Genomic DNA, 2130 nt, shown 5'->3' with positions numbered 1-2130 from the left:
TCAATACCCATATCCGAAACGTCGTGGTACTGCCGGGGCAGTTGGTCATCATCGGTGATGACTCCACGGCGTTGTGCAAGCCGGAAGAGCATCTGCTGATGCAATCCGCCTGGCGTATCCGCCACAGCGTGATGGCCGAAGGGGGAGATGCCTTTGCCTTGCAAAACTACGATTTGCTCCAGAAACTGCTGGGCTGCGCGTCGCTCGGTATCGGCACGGCGGGGGATGCTTGGAATCGCCACTTGAAGGCGATCGTCAAAACCCTGGAAGAAATTGATGCCCTGCATAAACAGGCGTTGCGCCGAGGCGGTGGCGCAGCGCGGGATGAGTTTTTGGCGCGTCGCCAAACCCTGTTCAAAAAACTGGAAGCACAACTGCGCGGGTTCGCCCGTTATGGCACGGGTTTGCGGAATGAAGGTTCGATCAAGAAAATGCTCGGTATTTCCACCAAGAGTTATCTGCATACCGGGGAGATCAGTCGATATGCCGAGAGGATTGCGCGTATTTCCAGGGTGGCGAAAGTGCTCAAGGCTGGAACGCCGTTGGGGATTGCGTTGAGCGCTGCGTCCACTGGGCTGGAGATCAAGGAAGCATGTTCCACGGGGAGGGAGGAGCAGTGTACGAAGGCTAAGTATGTGGAAACGAGTAGGTTAGTAGGGGGGGTTGCTGGTGGTTTAGTGGGGGGCTATGCGGCGGCCACGTTATGTTTCGTTGTGTTGGGGCCCACTACAGGACCGCTATCATTAAGTTGTTTGTTGATCGGCGGCGGGACCGTAGGCGCTGTCATGGGCAGTCGTGGAGGGGATCTGGGCGAGCATTTAGGAGAGAAACTATATGAGTATTGATTGTTTTATTTATCATCCGCTGAAGCTCTGGTTTGATTTAACTCTGTTTTTTTTGGTCTTCATCGCCTTTGTGGTTTTGATATACCTGGCTTATCGAAGACTTGACGAAATGGAATATCTTCTAAACAAATGCAGTCTTATCACACCCAATCAACGTGTTTGGGGCAATTCAATTCGAGGAAGAATGATTCGACTATCTGCCGTCACCGCAGCGGTTGTTCTACCAAAGTGGAACGTAAAACGAGGTGCAGTGGATTGGCAGCAGGTGCAAGCCTTTCCTCGTAACCTCAAGCGATTGCTTCAGGGAACCCTGCTTGTTGGAGTGTTTTTTTTAATTAGCGCCACCGCTGACATCTTGTATAAGTGGCTATATCAGTAACTGCGTCCAAAAAAACCGTGACCAAACGGACCGCGGGGCTAACCATCGGATGGGTGCGACCAACCAAAGGAACTTTTTACAAAACTTGACGCAGGCGGGGGAGCCGCAGGCGCGGTTGGGGGCGTTCATGGGAGCGAGTTCGGTGAGTACGTGGGAGAGAAAATTTATGAATATTGACTACTGGCTCAATCTTCCTATTAAGTTTTGGTTTAGTTCGAGCGTTCTGTTTGTTGCCCTTAGCATCAACGTAGTAGGCATTTTCCTGATGTATCGACGATTGGATGAAATGGAGGAGCGTTTAAACAAATGCAGCCTTATCATTTTTCAGAAACAGTTCTGGGGCAATTCTGCGCGAGGAAGGATGGTTCGACTGTGTGCCGTCACTGCGGCGGTTGCGATGCCGGGGTGGAACATAAAGCGCGGTACTGTGGATCGGCAGCAAGTTCAGGATTTTCCTCGCGTTCTCAAGCGCTTGCTTCAGGGAAAGATCCTTGGGGAAGTACTTTTTATGACGTCTGCCATATCCAACATATTGTATAAATGGCTAACACGCTGATCAGCGACACAAAAAAAGCCCCGCGACCAAACGGACCACGGGGCTAAAAATTGGCTGGATGCGACCAACCAAAGGAGCTCTTTACATCACTTGGCGGTAGCGACGACGGTGTCCGGCTGCCAGCCACCCCCCAACGCCTTGTAGATCGCCACAATCCCGCGATACAGATCAACTTCGGCCTGGGCCTGGGAGTCTTCGGCGGCCAGGCGTTCGCGTTGTGCGTCGAGCAGCACGAGGAAGTCCACGGTGCCTTCGCGGTAGCGGATCGCGGCGAGGTCGGCGGCGGCGCGGCTGGATTCGCTTTGGCGGATCAGCGCAACCAGGCGCTGCTGACGCTTGCCGTAGTCGCT

General features: G+C 53.2%; 3 protein-coding genes and 1 pseudogene. 3 read left to right on the top strand and 1 reads right to left on the bottom strand.

Annotated elements, in window-relative coordinates:
• The 3 genes from L9Z73_RS29615 to L9Z73_RS29605 all read left to right on the top strand — a co-directional run.
• The coding region (locus L9Z73_RS29615; protein ID WP_247408442.1) for a hypothetical protein at positions 1-845 on the top strand (845 nt) is incomplete at its 5' end.
• Positions 835-1224 (top strand): hypothetical protein, encoded by a 390-nt coding sequence (locus tag L9Z73_RS29610; protein ID WP_247408440.1) that lies wholly within the window; start codon positions 835-837, stop codon positions 1222-1224. The genes L9Z73_RS29615 and L9Z73_RS29610, both read left to right, overlap by 11 nt.
• Before the next feature lie 166 nt (positions 1225-1390).
• Positions 1391-1780, top strand: a complete 390-nt coding sequence (locus L9Z73_RS29605; RefSeq protein WP_247408438.1) for a hypothetical protein — start codon at positions 1391-1393, stop codon at positions 1778-1780.
• Positions 1781-1866: 86 nt separating this feature from the next.
• Here L9Z73_RS29605 and L9Z73_RS29600 read toward each other — a convergent pair.
• Positions 1867-2130, bottom strand: a pseudogene (locus tag L9Z73_RS29600) (TolC family protein); the annotation flags it as partial.

It is taken from the genome of Pseudomonas emilianonis, assembly GCF_023072625.1.
Classification (GTDB): Bacteria; Pseudomonadota; Gammaproteobacteria; order Pseudomonadales; family Pseudomonadaceae; genus Aquipseudomonas; species Aquipseudomonas paraveronii.
Note: the sequence above shows the minus strand (reverse complement) of the source record. Positions and strands in the feature narration are given on the sequence as shown.